The organism is Daejeonella sp. (genome assembly GCF_017495225.1).
Taxonomy (GTDB): Bacteria; Bacteroidota; Bacteroidia; order Sphingobacteriales; family Sphingobacteriaceae; genus Daejeonella.
Map to the genome: position 1 here is coordinate 184,682 of NZ_JAFEIG010000033.1, position 20,093 is coordinate 204,774.

19 protein-coding genes are annotated in these 20,093 nt (G+C 36.8%); 10 read left to right on the top strand and 9 right to left on the bottom strand.

The features are described from left to right. Window positions 1-78 precede the first annotated feature (78 nt). The 4 genes from QZ136_RS12450 to QZ136_RS12465 are packed head-to-tail and all read left to right on the top strand — an operon-like array spanning window position 79 to window position 4,374. Window positions 79-1,155, top strand: coding sequence for a M20 family metallo-hydrolase (locus tag QZ136_RS12450; RefSeq protein ID WP_291404007.1), 1,077 nt, complete (start codon window positions 79-81; stop codon window positions 1,153-1,155). After that, complete coding sequence (locus tag QZ136_RS12455) at window positions 1,155-1,751, top strand: GNAT family protein (protein ID WP_291404009.1); 597 nt, start codon at window positions 1,155-1,157, stop codon at window positions 1,749-1,751. Before QZ136_RS12450 ends, QZ136_RS12455 begins: the two co-directional genes overlap by 1 nt. Further along, window positions 1,744-3,078, top strand: coding sequence for an argininosuccinate lyase (argH, locus tag QZ136_RS12460; protein WP_291404011.1), 1,335 nt, complete (start codon window positions 1,744-1,746; stop codon window positions 3,076-3,078). The genes QZ136_RS12455 and argH overlap by 8 nt, the downstream gene beginning before the upstream one ends. 39 nt (window positions 3,079-3,117) lie before the next feature. Further along, entirely contained in the window at window positions 3,118-4,374 is a 1,257-nt protein-coding gene (locus QZ136_RS12465) for an aminotransferase class I/II-fold pyridoxal phosphate-dependent enzyme (protein WP_291404013.1), read from the top strand. Between the two features lie 53 nt (window positions 4,375-4,427). On the opposite strand, the gene QZ136_RS12470 is transcribed toward QZ136_RS12465, so the two are convergent. Continuing rightward, window positions 4,428-5,633, bottom strand: coding sequence for a DUF6600 domain-containing protein (locus QZ136_RS12470; RefSeq protein WP_291404015.1), 1,206 nt, complete (start codon window positions 5,631-5,633; stop codon window positions 4,428-4,430). 184 nt (window positions 5,634-5,817) lie between these two features. Between QZ136_RS12470 and QZ136_RS12475 the strand changes: the two genes are divergently transcribed. After that, window positions 5,818-6,528: an SAM-dependent methyltransferase gene (locus QZ136_RS12475; RefSeq protein ID WP_291404018.1), complete on the top strand. Its 711-nt coding sequence runs from the start codon at window positions 5,818-5,820 to the stop codon at window positions 6,526-6,528. 31 nt (window positions 6,529-6,559) lie between these two features. Here QZ136_RS12475 and QZ136_RS12480 read toward each other — a convergent pair whose 3' ends face one another. From QZ136_RS12480 to QZ136_RS12495, 4 genes are all read right to left on the bottom strand, one after another. Further along, a complete protein-coding gene (locus QZ136_RS12480; protein WP_291404020.1) occupies window positions 6,560-7,162 on the bottom strand; it encodes a tRNA-(ms[2]io[6]A)-hydroxylase in 603 nt (200 codons plus the stop codon). Window positions 7,163-7,200: 38 nt separating this feature from the next. Next, window positions 7,201-7,773: a nicotinate (nicotinamide) nucleotide adenylyltransferase gene (nadD, locus tag QZ136_RS12485; RefSeq protein WP_291404022.1), complete on the bottom strand. Its 573-nt coding sequence runs from the start codon at window positions 7,771-7,773 to the stop codon at window positions 7,201-7,203. Between the two features lie 73 nt (window positions 7,774-7,846). Beyond that, window positions 7,847-8,416 (bottom strand): guanylate kinase, encoded by a 570-nt coding sequence (gmk, locus tag QZ136_RS12490; RefSeq protein ID WP_291404025.1) that lies wholly within the window; start codon window positions 8,414-8,416, stop codon window positions 7,847-7,849. A 53-nt stretch (window positions 8,417-8,469) separates the two neighbouring features. Further along, window positions 8,470-9,345, bottom strand: a complete 876-nt coding sequence (locus QZ136_RS12495; RefSeq protein ID WP_291404027.1) for a YicC/YloC family endoribonuclease — start codon at window positions 9,343-9,345, stop codon at window positions 8,470-8,472. Window positions 9,346-9,442: 97 nt separating this feature from the next. Here QZ136_RS12495 and QZ136_RS12500 point away from each other — a divergent pair, with 97 nt between their 5' ends. Beyond that, window positions 9,443-10,216, top strand: coding sequence for a hypothetical protein (locus tag QZ136_RS12500; RefSeq protein ID WP_291404029.1), 774 nt, complete (start codon window positions 9,443-9,445; stop codon window positions 10,214-10,216). Here QZ136_RS12500 and QZ136_RS12505 read toward each other — a convergent pair. From QZ136_RS12505 to QZ136_RS12520, 4 genes are all read right to left on the bottom strand, one after another. Continuing rightward, window positions 10,213-10,950: a lysophospholipid acyltransferase family protein gene (locus QZ136_RS12505; RefSeq protein WP_291404031.1), complete on the bottom strand. Its 738-nt coding sequence runs from the start codon at window positions 10,948-10,950 to the stop codon at window positions 10,213-10,215. The genes QZ136_RS12500 and QZ136_RS12505 overlap by 4 nt on opposite strands. A gap of 180 nt (window positions 10,951-11,130) precedes the next feature. Further along, on the bottom strand, window positions 11,131-11,859 hold the full coding sequence (gene rnc, locus QZ136_RS12510; RefSeq protein WP_291404034.1) for a ribonuclease III: 729 nt from the start codon (window positions 11,857-11,859) through the stop codon (window positions 11,131-11,133). Between the two features lie 68 nt (window positions 11,860-11,927). Beyond that, window positions 11,928-13,181, bottom strand: a complete 1,254-nt coding sequence (gene fabF, locus QZ136_RS12515) for a beta-ketoacyl-ACP synthase II (RefSeq protein WP_291404036.1) — start codon at window positions 13,179-13,181, stop codon at window positions 11,928-11,930. Window positions 13,182-13,201: 20 nt separating this feature from the next. Continuing rightward, window positions 13,202-13,438 (bottom strand): acyl carrier protein, encoded by a 237-nt coding sequence (locus tag QZ136_RS12520; RefSeq protein ID WP_008508386.1) that lies wholly within the window; start codon window positions 13,436-13,438, stop codon window positions 13,202-13,204. Window positions 13,439-13,584: 146 nt separating this feature from the next. Here QZ136_RS12520 and QZ136_RS12525 point away from each other — a divergent pair, with 146 nt between their 5' ends. The 4 genes from QZ136_RS12525 to QZ136_RS12540 all read left to right on the top strand — a co-directional run bounded on the left by QZ136_RS12525 (window position 13,585) and on the right by QZ136_RS12540 (window position 20,046). Then, window positions 13,585-14,004 (top strand): IPExxxVDY family protein, encoded by a 420-nt coding sequence (locus tag QZ136_RS12525; protein ID WP_291404104.1) that lies wholly within the window; start codon window positions 13,585-13,587, stop codon window positions 14,002-14,004. Between the two features lie 66 nt (window positions 14,005-14,070). Further along, window positions 14,071-15,501 (top strand): pyruvate kinase, encoded by a 1,431-nt coding sequence (pyk, locus tag QZ136_RS12530; RefSeq protein WP_291404106.1) that lies wholly within the window; start codon window positions 14,071-14,073, stop codon window positions 15,499-15,501. A 313-nt stretch (window positions 15,502-15,814) separates the two neighbouring features. Continuing rightward, window positions 15,815-19,132, top strand: coding sequence for a vitamin B12-dependent ribonucleotide reductase (locus QZ136_RS12535; RefSeq protein WP_291404108.1), 3,318 nt, complete (start codon window positions 15,815-15,817; stop codon window positions 19,130-19,132). A 230-nt stretch (window positions 19,133-19,362) separates the two neighbouring features. Further along, window positions 19,363-20,046 (top strand): Crp/Fnr family transcriptional regulator, encoded by a 684-nt coding sequence (locus QZ136_RS12540; protein WP_291404110.1) that lies wholly within the window; start codon window positions 19,363-19,365, stop codon window positions 20,044-20,046. Window positions 20,047-20,093: the final 47 nt, after the last annotated feature.

Sequence of the window (20,093 nt, forward strand, 5' to 3'; positions counted from 1 at the left end):
TCTTGAGTTGAATAGTTGCCAAGAACATGAAATTGATAAAAGGGATTAAATTATCGGCTCAAAAGGCCGGTGAATTATATGAAAAGGAATAATAAAATGCACACTACACTTTTTAATGATAGTTTAAGTCTTCTTCAAAAATTAATTGCCATACCTTCTCTAAGCAAGGAAGAGGCTCTTACGGCAGAGGCTATAGATTTATTTTTGAAGGATCGTGGAGTCAAAACTCATCGTAAGGAAAATAATATTTGGGCATTTAATAAACACTATGATGCTTCAAAACCAACTATCTTATTAAACTCTCACCACGATACTGTTCAACCTAATCCTGGTTATACTCGCAATCCTTTTTCTCCTGATTTGGAGGATGGAAAACTATATGGTCTGGGAAGTAATGATGCTGGGGGCTGTCTTGTTTCATTGATTGCTTGCTTCATGCATTTTTATGAGCAGGAAAATTTGAAATATAATCTTTGCTTGGCTACCACTTCTGAGGAGGAGATTTCGGGCACAAATGGACTAGAGCTTATTGTTCCTGATCTTGGTCCCCTAGAATTTGCTATAGTTGGAGAGCCAACATTGATGGATCTTGCTATTGCTGAGCGCGGTTTAATGGTCCTTGATTGTGTTTCCCATGGGAAAGCAGGTCATGCAGCACGCGAGGAAGGTGAAAATGCAATTTATAAGGCAATTAAGGATATTGAATGGTTCAGAACCTATGAATTTGCCAAGAAATCAGCTTTATTTGGCCCGATTAAAATGAGCGTTACCATCATTGAGGCGGGTTCACAACACAATGTGGTTCCAGCTATTTGTAAGTTCACAGTGGATGTAAGGGTAACAGATGCTTACAGAAATGAGGAAGTAATCAAAATTATCCGTCAGCATGTAAATTGTGAGGTTAAGCCACGTTCTGTACGATTAAAATCTTCGTCAATTAGCGTGGAACATCCTATTGTTGTTGCAGGAATTGCTTTGGGTAGAAAAACCTATGGCTCACCAACAACCAGTGATCAGTCACTATTAGATATTCCATCCCTTAAAATGGGTCCCGGTGATTCTGCCAGATCTCACATGGCTGATGAGTATATTTATGTAAATGAAATTGAAGAAGGTATCGATCTTTATATTCAACTTATCAGTAAAATTGTGTGATGTCGCGAGATTTAAACATAGTTTTGGAGTCTGATAGGGTCTTACTTCGTCCGCTACAATTTGAGGATGAAGAAGCACTGCAGTTCATTGCCGACGATGATTCACTTTGGATTTATGGTCTTCAAGATCTTTCAAAACCTGGCGAACTGAATAAATATATTCGAAAAGCTATAGAGGATCGCGATAATGAAACTACTGCGGTTTGGGTAATTATTGATAAAAAAACAAATAAAATGGCCGGTTGTACTCGCTTGGCTGAGATTTCTTGGAAAGATGAGCGCGGACAGATTGGTTGGACTTGGTTAGGTCGCGATTTTCAGGGTAGCGGATTGAATAAAGAGATGAAATTTCTAATTTTGAGCTATGGTTTTGATGTTTTGAATCTCAATCGCATTGAGTTGAAGGCCGATGAACGTAACCTCCAATCGCGGAAAGCACTTTTGAGTATTGGTGCAAACCAAGAAGGTATTTTGAGGCAACACATGAAAATTCATGATGGATATATTAGAAACACAGTATTTTATAGTATTTTGAACTCTGAATGGGATACTATAAAGCAACAATATTTTAAAAATTTCATTCAAAATCATGACTAAGCTCTGGCAAAAGGATACACAAACTGAACATTCAGTTGAAAAATTTACTGTAGGTAATGATCGTGAACTGGATAATCAGCTTGCTGCTTTTGATGTTCTTGGTTCATTAGCTCATACGCGAATGCTGGAAAGTATCGGACTTTTAGAAAAGGCTGATCTTGATCAAGTTCAAGCAGGATTGAAAGTAATTTTTAAAGAAATTCAGGAAGGTAAATTCAGTATTGAGGCGGATGTGGAAGATGTTCACTCTCAAGTAGAATTATTATTGACCCGTAGAATTGGTGAAGCTGGCAAGAAAATTCATAGTGGCAGATCACGCAATGATCAAGTTTTAGTTGATCTTAAATTATTCTTTAGAAGTGAAATTCAAGAGATTGTAAAAAATACAGAAGTCCTTTTTAATCAGCTAATTAAGCAGAGTGAAGAGCATAAAGATAAATTGCTTCCGGGCTACACTCACCTTCAAATTGCTATGCCTTCTTCTTTCGGATTATGGTTTGGAGCTTATGCTGAAAGCCTTGCCGACGATATGGAAATGATGTTGGCAGCTTGGAAGGTTTGTAATAAAAATCCTTTGGGCTCAGCAGCTGGATATGGTTCTTCTTTCCCATTGAACCGTAGCATGACTACCCAGCTTTTGGGCTTTGATTCATTAAATTTCAATGTGGTTTATGCTCAAATGGGACGTGGAAAAACAGAGCGGATTCTTGCTCAAGCCATGTCGTCTGTTGCTGCAACTCTAGCCAAATTAGCGATGGACGCCTGCCTTTTCATCAATCAGAATTTTGCATTTATTAGCTTTCCTGATGAATTGACCACGGGTTCAAGCATTATGCCTCACAAGAAAAATCCGGATGTTTTTGAATTAATTCGTGCCAGGTGTAATAAAATTCAAGCTTTGCCGAATGAGATTGCTCTCATGACTACCAATCTTCCTTCTGGTTATCACCGCGACCTTCAATTACTAAAGGAAAACCTTTTCCCGGCCTTTAAATCATTGAACGAATGCTTAGAAATGACCGCTTTCATGCTTCAGTCTATTCGCATTAAGGATGATATTTTAAAGGATGAGAAATATGCCTATTTATTTAGCGTAGATGCGGTTAATGAGCAAGTGTTGACTGGGATTCCTTTCCGCGAAGCCTATAAAAATATTGGTTCATCTATCGAAAAAGGCGAATTTAAAGCTCCTGCATCAGTAAAACACACGCATGAAGGTAGTATCGGCAATTTATGTAATGATCAAATTCAAAGTGCCTTTAAAGATGTTTTATCAGGATTTAATTTTGAGAAAGTAGATTCTGCAATTTCTGATTTAATTGCCTGATAATTAAATAATTATAACACTATAAGATCCTGTTTTAAAATGAATATATCCAAATTAGCAAATAACCTTGAGGGTTCCGAAATTATTAAAATTGCTGGCGAAATTAATGAGCTGAAGCGTAAAGGGGAACAAATTGCCAATCTAACCATTGGCGATTTTGATTCTACAATATACCCAATTCCCGATGGGTTAAAATCGGGAATTATGGATGCTTATTCCGAAAATCAGACCAATTATCCTCCTGCTGAAGGTGTTGCAGTGTTGCGTGATCAGGTTTCAGCATTTTTAAAGGAGCGTTTCGGATTAGAATATAATAGCAAGCAAATATTAGTCGCGGGTGGTTCCAGACCATTAATCTACGGCACTTTTATGGCGCTGATTGATCCAGGAGATAAGGTAGTTTATCCTACTCCATCTTGGAATAATAATCACTATTGCCGTTTTACAGGTGCAAAAGAAATTCCTGTCGTAACAACTGCTGCAAATAATTTTATGCCTACAGCAGAAGAAATTAAACCGCATCTAAAGGGAGCAACGTTGCTTGCATTGTGTTCACCTTTAAATCCTACTGGGACGATGTTCTCAAAGAAGGATCTGGAAGAGATTTGCGATTTGGTTATAGCAGAAAATAAGACGCGTTCGGCTGATGAAAAACCTCTTTACATCATGTATGATCAGATTTATTCGCTTTTAACCTTCGGCGATCAATTCCATTATGATCCGGTAAGTTTAAGGCCTGAACTAAAAAATTATGTGATTTATATCGATGGAATCTCGAAAGGTCTTGCCGCCACAGGGGTTCGTGTGGGATGGGCTTTTGGTCCGGAGCATGTGATCGATAAAATGAAAACCATTGTGGGTCATGTGGGTGCTTGGGCGCCGAAGCCGGAGCAAGTGGCTACAGCTAAATATCTTACACAACAGAGTGAGTTAAATGATTATCTAACAAGCTTTAAGGCTAGAATTCAGAAGAGTTTAGATGCGCTTTATCAAGGCATTATCCAAATGAAAGCGGATGGTTTTGCGGTGGATGCCATTAACCCGATGGGTGCTATTTATCTAACAGTTCAAGTGGATTATATCGGTAAAACTACTCCTGAAGGTGAGATCCTTAAAAATAGTACCGATGTCAATTTTTACTTAATCAAAGAGGCAAAAATGGGAATTGTACCTTTTTCGGCATTCGGGACAAATAACAGTGTGAATTGGTTTAGAGCTTCGGTAGGGGCTTGTTCTTTGGAGGATATTCAAGAAATGATACCGAGAATGAGATTGGCACTGAGTAAGCTTAAGTAAATAAAAAACCGGCCCTTTATAGGAGCCGGTTTTTTTATTTCAAAAAATTACTCTTACTGAACCCTTCCAGGTCTTCCTTCAGATCTACTGCTTCTTTCCGGACTAGCAGGAGCATTATTTCTGCTTGGCTCTTCTCTCTGCGATCTGCTATTTTGTGCAGGTGCAGGTCTTAATTCTTGGCCTGATGATCTTTGAACACGTTCTGGAGCTTCTACACGTTGAGGACTCTGGGCTTGTTGAACCCTCGCTGGTCTTTGCTCGCGTGTTTCTGGCCCATTACCTTGCTGTGAGCCACTATTTCCTTGCCGCGACTCATTAATGCCTCCTGAGGCAGGATTTTGCCCTCCACGAGCATTTTGAGTATCGTAGGTTCTATTTGGTCGCTGAGAGGATGCTGGAATTTGCCTATTTTCTGGCCTTACAGTCGATCTATCCTCACTAACAGCGCCACTTCGCTCATTACTTACACCTCTTCCAATTTCATTATCATTTGATCTCGTAGGTCTCGAATTATTTCCAGGATTGCTTCCACGATCCGAATTTCGAATTACCTCAGGTCTATTATTTCCACCTGAATATCCATAAGATCTATTATTCCTTACTTCATTTATCGTTACAGGTCTTCGTGTTACACGTCTTATTTCATCTATTCGCGGTCCGGCATAATACCTATTTCTATTGATAACATAGGTATTATTGATAATCACAGTCCTGCTATAAATAGATATATTTCTACGTCTATCATACCTAGGGAATCGTGAATAGTAAATAGTTGACTGTGGTACAAATACCCAATAATAGTCGGGAATACGCGGACCAATATTTATGTTAATATTGATACCTGGACCAAGAGGCGCCCATCCATAATGCCCAGCACCACTACGCCAAGTCACCCATGCTGGTCCCCATTTAGTATCAGGTATCCATAACCAACCTCTACGAGTGCTATGAATCCATCGGCCATAATGAAAGGGTGCCCATCCCCAATCATAGTCAGAAACCCAAGTATTTCCATATTTGGTCATTTCCCAATGCCCATTGCTATAATAAGGTCTAAATTCTTCTTGATCTACATCTGGTCGCCATACATTTCCATATTGAGGATCATAAATCCAAACTCCATAGGGTGAGAGCTCTTCATAAAATGTTTCCAATGAAACATCATCATCAAACTGAGCTTGAACGCGCGATGGCAAAACAAGACCTAATAAAATGGATAAAAAGAATAAGCATTTCGGAAAACTCATTTTCGTTTTCATAACCTAAAAATTTAATTGTGTGCGGATACTTGATAGAGTATAAAATTTAGCCAAAGGTTGTATTGTAATTAATTTATTACTTAAATACTCAGTTTGGGTGCAAGGAAGCTAGAAAATTCATCCATTTATCATTCTTTTAATCAAATTTGTTTTGATTTTGATTATTTTGTCCGAAAAACTATACATGCAATTAGGCACTCTTTATCTTATTCCGGTTCCATTGGCAGAAAATGCATCTGCGAAATCTTTTACGCCTTACTTGGTTGATACCATTAATCATATCAATGAATATATCGTTGAAAATAGTAAGACTGCGCGTAGATTTTTAAAAGAGGCTGGATTAAAAATCCCTCAAAGTGAGCTCATTGTGCATGATTATGGAAAACATAATCGCGATGCGCATGTAAATGATTTTTTTAAAGGCCTAATGTCTGGTAAGGATGTTGGTTTAATGAGTGAAGCTGGATGCCCTGGTATTGCAGATCCAGGTGCAGAAATTGTGGCCATTGCACATGCCAAGGGTATAAAAGTGGTCCCGCTTGTTGGGCCAAGTTCTATTTTACTAGCATTGATGGCTTCGGGTTTTAACGGACAAAGCTTTACGTTTCATGGTTATTTGCCTATAGATAAATTACAAAGAGCAAATAAAGTTAAAGAGCTTGAATCGGTGGCTGAACGACACAGTCAAACACAGATTTTTATTGAAACTCCATTCCGAAATGATTCACTTTTGGAAGAAATTTTGAAAAGTTCTAAGCCTGATACGAGGTTATGCATTGCATGCGATATCACAGCCGAGGGGGAGTTTATACAGACAAAAACAATTCGGGATTGGAAGCTTAAAATCCCTCAATTACATAAAAGACCTACTATCTTTTTATTGTTTAAAAGGTAATAGGTCTATTTTTAGATTTTTTTCAGAGCGTTTAACCGTGTATGGTTTCTGATTTGCCGTAATTTTGTATCACTTTGGCTTCGTATTCTAGAAACTCTTTCCATCGTTTTTCAACGTCAAAACCATCTGCATATTTACGTGCCAATCCGATAAACATGGTATAATGCCCTGCCTCACTGATCATTAGCTCATGATAAAACTTTGAAAGCTCTTCATCATTAATGTGTTCAGACATCACCTTGAAGCGCTCACAACTCCTAGCCTCGATCATCGCCGAGAATAAAAGTCGGTCGATCATTTGCTCATGTCTGCTTCCACCTTTAATTACAAATTGCATGAGCTCATTCACATAATTGTCTTTTCGCTCTCTTCCCAAAACAAAACCTCTAGCTATGATTAAATCATGAACCCTTTTAAAATGATCCATTTCTTCTTGGACTAAAAGTGCCATTTCTTGAACAAGATCAGATAAATTAGGGTTTTGAACGATCAAGGTGATTGCATTGCTCGCTGCCTTTTGCTCACAAAACGCGTGATCGGTTAGGATTTCTTCAATATTACTTTCAACCACATTTTTAACCCAAAGGGGGTCGGTTGGAAGTTTAAGCTTTAACATAGTTTTTTCGTTGCTCACAATGATAATTTAGCTTTTTTGTTAAAAATTATTGTTTTTTATCGATATAAGTTTTTGCTATCCATGAATTTGAGTGCTTTATCAGGCACAAGAAATTGTACACTTTTTCCTTCTTTCCATGCTTTTCGGATAAATGTTGCCGATAGTTCCATCAATGGAGTTTCGGTGATTGTTATGGATGGATGATCCTTAAATTCTTTTATTTCATATCCCGGTCTCGGATAAATATGAATATGATAATCGCGCAGAATGAGCTCATAGTTCTTCCATTTCTTGATGGAAGCTAGATTATCGGCACCCATAATCAGGCTAAACTCATGCTCCGGATATTTTTCTTGTAGATAGGTTAAGGTATCAATGGTATAGGATGGCTGCGGCAATTTTAGCTCGATATCACTCACTCGAAGATTTAGGGCATCTTCTGTGGCTAGTTTTGCCATTTCTAAGCGATCGTAAATATTAATCAGGTCGCTTTTCTTTTTTAATGGGTTCAGTGGAGATACTACAAGCCAAACCTGCTGAAGATCAGTGTAGTTGGCCATGTAATTGGCGATAATTAAATGGCCAATATGAATGGGATTGAAAGAGCCGAAGAATAATCCTATTTTCATTTAACTAGATGTGAGACACTAGATGTGAGATATGAGACGTTAGATGTGAGACATGAGATTTGAGATAGACTAGCTATTGTTGAATAAATTCTTTAATCAATGTTTCTGCTTCTTTACACGCTGTTTCTAATTCATAATTTTTCAATATCACATCAAATTGGTCGGCATATTTAAGTTCTTTGTCGGCTTTTTTAATCCTTTCGGCGAGTTTTTCCGGTAAATCGGTCCCGCGACCCGTAAGCCTTTCAATCAATACTTCCAATGAAGGGGGCTGTACAAATACAGCAAGCGCACTTTCACCATATTTTTTCTTTAGGTGAAGTCCCCCAATCACATCAATATCAAAAATAACATGTTTCCCTTCGTCCCAAATACGCTCAATCTCTGATCTTAAGGTGCCGTAAAAAGTCCCGGTGTAAACCTCCTCAAATTCAACAAAATCTTTTTGGGCAATTTTGTGTAAAAAACTCTCCTGACTAATAAAATAATAGTCTTTTCCATTTACCTCATCGCCGCGCTGCTCTCTTGTTGTAGCCGAAATTGAAAAAGATAATTCAGGAAACTTCTTTAATAAATGCTGTACAATGGTGGTTTTACCTGCCCCTGATGGAGCTGAAAATATAATGAGTTTACCCTTATTCATTCTTTTAATTCATGTGTTATAATTCTGTGTCTGATTAAAATTAGACCTAGATTTTAAAGTACGTTTAGTAATTGCTCCTTAATTTTTTCAAGCTCTTCTTTCATTCCCACAACAGTCTGCTGCATTTTAGCATCATTAGCTTTGGAGCCCATAGTATTTATCTCACGTCCAATTTCTTGAGATATAAATCCAAGTTTCTTGCCATTGGCATCTTTATCCTGCAGAGCAGTGATAAAATAATCGCAGTGACTTTTTAAGCGGGTTTTTTCTTCAGTGATATCTAATTTATCGATAAAATAAATCAATTCTTGTTCAAAGCGGTTATGGTCTATATTTTCTTTACCTACTGCATCCTCTAAAAATTGATTTAGACGGTCTTTAATAGATGGAATTCGTAAAGGCTCTTGCTCAGATACCAATTTCATTCCCTCCATAATATTATTGATGCGGAGAATCAGATCCTGTTTTAGCACATTTCCTTCGTCTTGACGGAAGTTCTGAAAATTAAGTAATGCCTGTTCAAATGTTTTATAAACCATTTTCCACTCGTCTTCACTCACTTCATCGGCCGTGTATTGAACCACATCCGGAAAATTTAAGGCCATTTGGAATAGGTTGCTTCCTGTGTCACCTAAAGTATCCGCCGACTCCCTTAATTGGGAATAATAGTGTTTTAGTAATGACTGATTGATTGTGGACGTTTTGAGCTTCGTTTCAGCATATTCAACTTGAATGCTGATGTTTACTTTCCCACGTTCAATTTGACGAGTACATTCATTTCTTAATAAAAATTCTTTATCAGAGAATGCCTTTGGAAGCTTTAAGGAAAGTTCCAAAAATTTGCTGTTTAATGATTTGATCTCAACCGTGTATTTTGCATGAGCATAATCACTTGTTGCCAAACCATATCCTGTCATGGATTTAATCATTTTGCAAAGATAAGATTTAATTAGATAGCCTTAATAATATCATCATTTAACATTATTTAGGATGTTTAAAGGCTATGTTTTACTAATTTTGATGCTGATGAAGAAAACTCTAGTTCTTTTCCTGATTCTTGTTCAATTGATTCTTGTGAATATGGGAATATTGTATGCGCAAGAAAGCTCAGTCCGTGGACTAGTAATGGATAAAACGGGCATGTCAAAAATCCCAAATGTGAATATTCTGAATAAGAAAACGCGAGAAATTACGGAGGGTGATGCCTATGGTCTTTTTAGAATTGCTGCATCAAAGGGCGATACTCTTATTTTTTCGAAATCGGGATTTACTGATTTAGTTCTTGTTTTACCTAATCTTACTGATTTAGTTTTAAGGATGCAGCCAGTAATTAAGCTTGCAGAAATAAAAGTAGTGGGTGAGACAAAGAAGCAAGAATTGGATGAAATTAAGAAGCAATATCGCAAAAATGGCTCTTATTTTGCTGGGAAGCCTCCTCTTTTAGCATTTCTTTTTCAACCTCTGACCGCAATTTATGAGCTTGTAGGTAAAACACCGGCTCAAGCTCGTCGGTTTAATGTTTATTATACAAGGGAGCTTCAAGAATCTGAAGTAGATCGTAGGTTTAATGCCACTGCCATTCAAAATATTACAGGATTGGATAGTCTTGATCTTAAAAACTTCATGGTTATGTATCGCCCCGATTACAGTTCATTATCTACTTGGGATGAATATGCATTTATTAATTATGTTAAAAGATCACTTCAAACATTTAATCAGGCTGGGAGGCCTAAGGGATTAAGAAGTTTGCCACCTTTGCCTAAAGCTAAAGATCTGACCGAGAGGAATTTGAAATATTAGTTGCTTTCGATTAATAGTTCCATGCGCTTTCTAACCTTAGCTTTTAAATCTTCAAGATCCTCAGCTTTTAAGCCCGCAACTTGTACTGGTTCATCAAAAACACAGGTAGTTAGCCCTGGTTTAACATGAAGAGGATGAGCTCTAGGTAATAAATTTCGGGCATTTAAAATCGCCATTGGGGCGATATCGGTTTGTGTTTCGATGGCTAATCTAAATGCACCATCGTAGAAATCGGCTAGATTCGATTCGGTTTTATTCATGGTTCCTTCAGGGAATATTAAGATGGATTGCCCTCGCGCTAAGTCGGTTTTAAGTTCTTCTACACTTCGCGCGCGACTTTCTTTATCTTTTCGGTCGATTAAAACCACCACTCTTTTATAAATTATGCCAAAAAGAGGAGTTTTAACCATTTCTATCTTTCCTAGGGGCTTTACAGATCCAGAAATGCTCAAAACCACTGCAATTGCATCTAAATAGGAGTTATGATTGCTTACATAGATGTATGCTTTATCAGGATTATGGAGCTTATATCCCCGACTTCTGATTGGAAAAAAACAGAAAACAGAAAATATTCCAGCCCAAATTTTAAGGAAAATGAAGATGATATCCTGAGCTTTCTTATGTTTAAATAAGAGAGAACTAATCAAAATAAAGGGCAATACTATGAGCATAGCCAAAATAAATATGCTTAGGCTATAGCCTATAAAAAGGACTGCGAATATTTTTTTAAGCATTGTCGAGATGTTATATTTTAATTAAATATAAGCTTATTTCAATAGACACAAATATTCATCATTATTTGATCATAGTTTGTTTGAATAAGCTTATTTCGAATCAGTTGGAGGATGTATTTGGAATACTGACTGTGATTTAATCAGTATTTTGTGGTCAATTTTGATGAAACAGTGCTCATCTTAGATATTTAAAAAATTACAAGCTTTTTCTGCAGCAAGTTTTTCTGCATTTTTCTTGTTATAATCTCTTCCAATCGCACAATTTTCGCCATCTACATTTACCTGGATGGTAAATAGTTTTGAATTTTCGCCTTCTTCGTTCGGAATAATTTCAAAAGTAATGTCTTTCCCGTGGCGTTGGCACCATTCTATGAGTTTACTCTTGAAATTTGTTTCAGTTTGTTCGAGCGTATGAATATCAACGTGCGGTTTTATTATGCGGTTAAGAAGAAAATTTCTAGTGAAATTATAGTCCTTATCCATGTAAATGGCACCAATCATAGCTTCAAAGGTATCGCCTAATAAAGATCCTTGTTTATTATTATGACCTATTGCTCTATTATCAAATTCGATATGTTCATCAAGACCAAGGCGTTTGGCAAGTTGATTTAAATTTGCCCTACTCACTATTTTGGAACGCATTTCGGTTAAAAAGCCCTCATCTTTATAGGGATACATCTTAAAAAGCAGCTCTGCAACTACTGCTCCTAAAATGGCATCTCCCAAAAATTCGAGACGTTCATTACTATTTTTGGCCCCATTTTTTATTTCAACCGCAACAGAGCGATGCCTGAAGGCCATTCGGTAAAGTCGCACATTCCCAGGAACAAAACCTAAAAGATTTTGTAAAGAACGGATGTACTTACGATTTGGCGAAAAATAGAGCTTATAGATTTTTGAAAATGGCATTAATGACCGTTAATTAAACTAATATACAAGTTAAATAGTTTAGTTAAATATTTAATGACTAGGTTTTTTTAGGCTTTGTATTTTTTGAAAATAACAGAAGCATTGTGACCACCAAAGCCAAAAGTATTACTTAAAGCAGCATTAACTGTACGTTTTTGAGCCTTGTTGAAGGTAAAATTCAATCGAGGATCAAAGCTTGGGTCATCGGTAAAGTGATTAATTGTTGGTGGAACAATATCATTTTTTACAGATAGAATTGATGCGATAGCCTCAATAGCTCCAGCAGCACCTAGTAAATGGCCTGTCATTGATTTTGTGGAGCTAATATTTAGCTTAAATGCGTTTTCACCGAACATGGCAAGAATTGCTTTCACTTCACTAATATCTCCTAGAGGAGTAGAAGTTCCATGAACGTTGATGTAATCAATATCCGCCGGACTCATACGAGCATCTCTTAGGGCATTGGTCATTACTAATTTAGCACCTAATCCTTCTGGATGTGGAGCAGTAATATGATTTGCATCTGCACTCATACCACCACCTACCAATTCGGCATAAATTTTAGCACCTCTTGCTAAGGCATGTTCTAACTCTTCCAGAACAATACCTCCAGCACCTTCACCTGCAACAAAACCATCACGGTCTTTGTCGAAGGGACGGGAAGCCGTTTTAGGGTCATCATTTCTAGTAGAAAGTGCATGCATTGCATTGAAACCGCCCATTCCTGCCTCGTAAATAATGGCTTCAGAACCCCCTGAAATAATGATATTAGCCATATCCAAGCGGATATAATTAAATGCATCAATCAGTGCATTGGTTGAGGAAGCGCAAGCAGAAACGGTGGAGAAATTCGGACCACGCAAGCCATGTCTTATAGAAATATGGCCTGGTGCGATGTCCAGAATCATTTTAGGAATGAAAAAGGGATTGAATCGTGGAGATCCATCTCCGTTTGCGAAGTTGGTAACTTCATCGGTAAAGGTTTTTAATCCACCAATACCAGAACCCCAGATTACGCCAATTCGATTGGTATCGAGATTTGGGAAATCTAAACCAGCATCTTTAATAGCCTCATCTGATGCAGCAATTGCATAATGCACAAAAGGGTCTAATTTACGAGCCTCTTTTTTCTCCAAAAAGTCTTCCGGGTTGAAGTTTTTTACTTCACAGGCGAATTTTGTACGAAATTTTTCGGTATCGTAATGAGTTATAGGACCGGCACCGCTTACCCCATTGATTAAGCCATCCCAGAATTCTGGGACAGTATTACCAATTGGAGTAAGCGCGCCTAATCCAGTAACAACAACTCTTTTTAGCTCCATCTATATGAGGATATCGTAAATTACTTTACGTTTTTTTCTAAATAAGCTATAGCTTGACCAACAGTACCGATAGTTTCAGCCTGATCGTCAGGGATAGCTACATTAAATTCCTTCTCAAACTCCATGATTAATTCCACGGTGTCTAGTGAATCGGCACCAAGATCATTGGTGAAAGATGCCTCTGGTGTAACTTCACTTTCGTCAACACCTAATTTTTCAACGATAATTGCTTTAACTCTTGAAGCGATATCAGACATGGTTTTATATTTTAATTGTTAAATAATTCAGTGCAAAGAAAAATAAATTCTATCAATTTTCAAACCTTTTTGTTTTTAGCATTTTAATATGCCCTATAAATTAAGGTTTAAGCTTATTACATTTGTTTTTTAACGCGCAAAAAACTTTGAATAAAACTACATTAAAATTTGAACTTGACCTAGACTTTAAATTACTTGCTATTAGTTCGCAGCTTAAAGACTATGTTTTTTGTTTCAAAATCAATAAACAATTGAGTATTGACTTCTGCAAGATTAGTGATTTAGAGCTTCCCTTCAATGGAGGAAATGAAAATAATTATTTTAGTAGATATTTTTATTTGATGTCAGAAGCTGATACAGAGCTGTATATTATTGCCAATAAGGGCTCTGAAGGGTTTTTGGTGCCTGAAATGAAAAAAGCAGATTTTTTTATTTTAATTAGAAATTATATCGATTTGGAAGACCTTAAGCATCTAATAAGCCGCTTAAACAAGATTCCAGAAATATTAGTTGCAATAGAAGTTGACCCTAAAAAATTGAAATCCAAAGAAAATCTCATATTTTAGCACTTTATTGTATCGTGTATTTAGTACACTTTGTTAAAAAGAATAATTCAATTAAATAAATAGCTGATGAAAACGGTTCATAACAGAACTAAAATTGTAGCCACATTAGGCCCTGCTTCTTCTTCAAAAGAAGTATTGTTAAACATGATAAAGGCAGGAGTTGATGTTTGCAGATTAAATTTTTCGCATGGAAGTCAAGAAGATCACCAAAAAGTGATTGATGTTATTCGTGAGATTAATGATAAATATAAAACCAATGTTGGAATATTAGCCGACTTACAGGGACCTAAAATCCGTATTGGATTGGTTAAAGAGGGAGGTGTTAATCTTGCTAGTGGTCATAAGATTGAGATTACTACTAAAGAGCTGCTTGGTGATGAAAAGCAGATTTATATCACATATCAGAGTTTTCCAAGTGATGTACGTTCTGGAGAAATTATCCTTCTTGATGATGGGAAAATTCAAATGCGCGTACTCAGCACCAATAATAAAGACACCGTCCAGTGCGAAGTAGTTTATGGCGGTGTATTAACTTCTCGTAAGGGTGTAAATTTGCCTAATACAAAGGTTTCTATACCAAGCTTAACGGAGGAAGATTTAGATAATCTGGAGTTTGCATTGAAAAATGATGTGGAATGGATTGGTTTATCGTTTGTTCGTTCTGCTGAAGATATTATTGAGCTTAAGAGAATTATTGCTAGAAGTGGAAATGCAGCTCGTGTAATTGCTAAAATTGAAAAGCCGGAAGCCATAGATAATATCGATGAGATTATTGAAGTAACTGATGGTGTAATGGTTGCTCGTGGCGATTTAGGTGTTGAGATGCCTATGGAGCAGGTGCCTTTATTGCAGAAAATGATAGCAAGAAAGTGTCGTGCGGCTTCAAAACCAGTTATTGTAGCCACTCAAATGCTTGAAAGTATGATTACCTCTCCGCGTCCAACGCGTGCAGAAGTAAATGATGTGGCTAATTCAGTTCTTGATGGTGCTGATGCGGTAATGCTTAGTGGTGAGACATCCGTTGGTGAATATCCACTTATTGTTATCGAAACCATGCAGAAAATTGTGAGAAATGTGGAGGAGAATGATTATCCATATAGCACTGCGAAAGTTTTGAATAAAAATTCTCCAACTTATATGGGCGATGCTGTTTGCGGATCTGCTGTATTTCTTGCCGAAAGTACTAATGCAGTTGGTATTATTTCTATGACTTCATCTGGTTATACTGCTTTTGAAATATCTAGCTACCGACCTAAAGCAGCTACATTTATTTTCACAAGTAACGTAAAACTGCTCAACACTTTGAGTTTATTGTGGGGTGTTAGGGGTTTCTTCTATGATCGTTTTGAAAGTACGGATAAAACTTTCCGCGATGTTAACCAAATTTTAAAGTCGGAGAATTTAGTAGAGCCTGGAAATGTAGTTATTAATACTGCCGCTATTCCGATTGAGAAGAAGGGTAAAACTAACATGATAAAAGTTTCTATTATCGATTAAAGTTCGATTAGTTCCATTCATTTTTTAGGCTATAAAAAGTCATATAAAAGTCAGATTTATCTGACTTTTTTTGTTTAAATTTAAGTGTACCAACAATTAGCTAAAAAGGCACTTTTATCGAGTTTTCCACATAGTTAATTGCCTGTTAAACAGTCTTTTGCTTACCATTAGACTGTTACGGTGTATATACACTTTGAATCTGTGGAAAACTCTGATTGTATATAAATGCAATCATCTAATAAATTTGATGAAAAACCCCCTAACATTTTTATTAGGGTTAACTAGTTCAATCACAATAACATTCATTTTTAATATGGCTAAATCATCTACCCAAAAAGCTACGAGTGGAACCGGTAAGGGTCTCGGATTCCAAAGATATTTCACCAAAGAGGGTGTAAATGTTTACGATCTTTTTAAATACGAAAAGCGTTCCTCGGTAATTCGTAACCCGGCAGGTGATGCAGTATTTGAAATGAACAATGTAGAAGTACCTGATACCTGGAGTCAGGTGGCAACCGATATTTTAGCTCAAAAATATTTCCGTAAAGCCGGTGTGCCTCAGCCAGATGGAACTACTTCATCAGAAAATAGCATTAAGCAAGTAGCACATCGTATGGCTCATTGCTGGCAATCTTGGGGTGAGCGCTACAATTATTTTTCGAGCAAAAAAGATGCTTCTATTTTTTATGATGAACTAGTTTACACTATTGTTGGTCAGTTAGCTGCACCAAACTCACCACAATGGTTCAATACAGGTTTACATAGCTCTTATGGCATCACAGGAAAGCCACAAGGACATTATTTTGTAAATCCTGATACAGATCAATTAGAAAAGTCAACTTCTGCCTACGAGCGTCCACAGCCTCATGCATGTTTCATCCTTTCTGTAAGTGATGATTTAGTGAATGATGGTGGTATCATGGATCTTTGGGTTAGAGAAGCAAGAATATTTAAATACGGCTCAGGAGTTGGGACTAACTTCTCATCTATTCGTGGTGAGAGCGAAAAGCTTTCAGGTGGTGGTTATTCATCTGGATTGATGTCTTTCCTTAAAATAGGTGATCGTGCTGCTGGAGCAATTAAATCGGGTGGAACAACTCGTCGTGCTGCTAAGATGGTGTGTCTAGATCTTGATCATCCTGAAATTGAAGGTTTTGTAAACTGGAAAGTTGAAGAAGAGAAAAAAGTAGCTGCTTTAATTGCTGCTGGTTACTCATCTGATTACGAAGGAGAAGCTTATCGCACAGTTTCTGGACAGAACTCAAATAATTCAGTTCGTGTACCAAACTCTTTCTTCAAGGCACTTGAAGAAGGTGGAAATTGGGATTTAATTGGCCGTACTAACGGAAAACCGGTTAAGTCTATTTCAGCTGAAAAATTATGGAATGATATTTCTTTTGCTGCTTGGGCTTGTGCAGATCCAGGAATGCAATATGATACAACAATTAACGAATGGCATACTTGTCCAGAAGGTGGTCGTATCAATGCATCTAATCCTTGTTCAGAATACATGTTCTTGGACAATACAGCTTGTAACCTAGCTTCAATTAATCTGGCTCATTTCTTTGATCCTCAAACATTAATTTTTGATGTGAAAGGTTTTGAGCATGCTTGTCGTATTTGGACTGTTGTTCTTGAAATTTCAGTATTAATGGCGCAATTTCCATCAAAAGAAGTTGCTCAATTATCATATGATTACCGCACACTTGGCTTAGGATATGCAAACTTAGGTTCTATGTTAATGGTTGCAGGTATTCCATACGACAGTGATAAAGCTCGTGCAATTGGGGGTTCAATTACTGCAATCATGACTGGTACGGCTTATTCAACTTCGGCGGAAATGGCTAGAGAGCTTGGAACATTCAAGAAATACGAAGAGAATAAAAAACATATGCTACGTGTGATGCGTAATCATCGCTATGCAGCTTACAATAACGATTCTTATGAAGGCTTAGAAATTGCGCCTCCAGGAATCGATCCTAAGTTCTGCCCTGATTATTTATTATCTGCAGCTTGTAATGCATGGGATAAGGCGCTTGAATTTGGTGAGAAATATGGGTACCGTAATGCTCAAACTACCGTAATTGCTCCAACTGGAACTATCGGTTTGGTTATGGATTGCGATACAACTGGTATTGAGCCTGATTTTGCATTGGTTAAATTTAAAAAGCTTTCAGGTGGTGGTTATTTCAAAATCATTAATCAAGGTGTACCAGCAGCTCTACGTAACCAAGGTTATAAAGAACATGAAATTGAAGCAATAGTTAATTATGCTAAAGGTGCCGCTACACTTAGTGGTGCACCACATATCAATTTCGATAGCCTTGCTGCTAAAGGGTTTACTCAAGATGAATTAGAAAAAATTGATAAGTCACTTCTTGCTGCCTTTGAAATTGGTTTCGTTTTCAATCAGTGGAGCCTTGGTGAAGAGTGTTTAAATCGTTTAGGATTTAAAGCAGAGCAATATTCTTCTCCTGATTTTAATCTTTTACGTGCAATTGGTTTTACTCGTCAGCAAATTGCTGAAGCAAATGAGTACATCTGTGGAACAATGACAGTTGAAGGTGCTCCTTACTTAAAAGAAGAGCATTATGAGATTTTTGATTGTGCTAACAAATGCGGTCAAAAGGGCGAGCGTTATATTCATGCACACGGCCACATTAAAATGATGGCTGCTGCACAACCTTTCCTTTCTGGTGCGATTTCAAAAACTATCAACTTGCCAAATGAGGCTACAGTTGAAGAAATCAAAGATTGTTATGAATTATCTTGGAAGCTTGGAGTAAAAGCAAATGCTCTTTATCGTGATGGTTGTAAATTATCTCAACCATTATCAACTAAATCATCTGATAGTAAGGAAGATAAATTAGATACTGTTGATGAAGTTTTAGGTGAAGCTGCAAATGTTAGATTGAGCGATCTTACTGCTGACCAAGTATTAGAGGCAGCTAGAGCAATTCTAGAGCGTTCTACTGATACTAAGTTCAAGCGTCAATTATCTTCTGTTGTTGAACGTAAAAACTTGCCTAGTAAGCGTGGTGGATTTACTCAAAAAGCGGCTGTAGGCGGACAAACAGTGTTCGTGCGTACAGGACAATATGAAGATGGTACTTTGGGTGAGATCTTTGTGGATATGCACAAAGAAGGTGCAACATTCCGCTCATTAATGAACTGTTTCTCTATTGCAGTTTCTGTGGGACTTCAATACGGTGTTCCATTGGAAGAGTTTGTTGATAAATTTACCTTCACTCGTTTTGAGCCATCTGGAATGGTTAACGGTCATGATAACATTAAGAGTGCAACATCTATCGTTGATTATATCTTCAGAATGTTAGGATATGAGTACTTAAACCGTACTGATTTAGTTCATGTTCTTACCGAGCAGAAAGTTGTTCTAGGAAACCCTCAAATGGCAGATGAAGATGTGAATACCGATACAAGCAATTCATTTGCAGAAAACCCGGTAGCTGCTTCTAAACCATTAGCAGGAGTTAAATTAAAGCCTGTATTAGATATTTCAGGTGGTGGACAATCTGATGCCCCAGCTTGTACTAATTGCGGTCATATAACCGTAAGATCTGGTACTTGTTATAAATGTTTGAATTGCGGAACACAAGGTGGATGTAGCTAAAATATTAAACTAAATTGATTAAAGTCCTGAATTCATGCAATAGTATGAGTTCAGGACTTTTTGCTTTTATTGTATTTCAAGAGAATTCAATTTATTCATAATGTTTATACGCTAAACTCCTAAATGAACGTATATATTTAAATAAATAAGTGGATTTGATTACCTCTTTTTTAAAATTAGCATCATTAAATTATATAAAATTTAAAAAAGTATTTTTATTCATTAGATTCATGAACAACTACTGGCTCTTCGAAGATGTTAATCTGTTTTCTCTTATTTGCCCGCATAAGTATAAAAAATATGCTTCAGATCATCCATTTTCCCATTTTAATAAAGGTGAATTTATTTATTTTCAGGGAGATATGTCGAGCACAATTTTCTTAGTTAATTCGGGGAAAATAAAAATTGGCTTTATTGATGATTCCGGAGAAGAATATGTTATGGCCTATTTGAAAAAGGGTGACATTTTCGGAGAAAATATTCTATTAAACGAAACCCATCGTAAGGAGTTTGCATTAGCTGTTGAGTCTGGCACCTCCCTTTGTTCCGTAACTCTTAATCAGGCAGAAGAGCTTTTAAGAGGTAACCAATCGTTTAGTACGAGTATTTACAAGTTTATCGGACTGAAATTAAAAAAAATTCAAAGGAGATATCAAATTATGTTGTTTCGTGATACTCGGACAAGAATAATTGAATTTATTAAAGATTTGAAAGATGATGATCAAGATGCTTTAAACTTATTATCTGGCGAAATTGTTGTTAAAAACCCATTTTCTCAAAATGAGATCGCAAAATTGGTTGGGACTTCTCGTTCAACATTTAATATAATTCTTAATGAATTAGAAAGGGAGGATCTTTTGCTGTATCAAAAGGGGCAGATTTTATTAAAAAATCGCTTTTTGTTAGATATCTAACATTCTATAAATATTGAGGGTAATACTTTTATAAAATAATTGTTAAC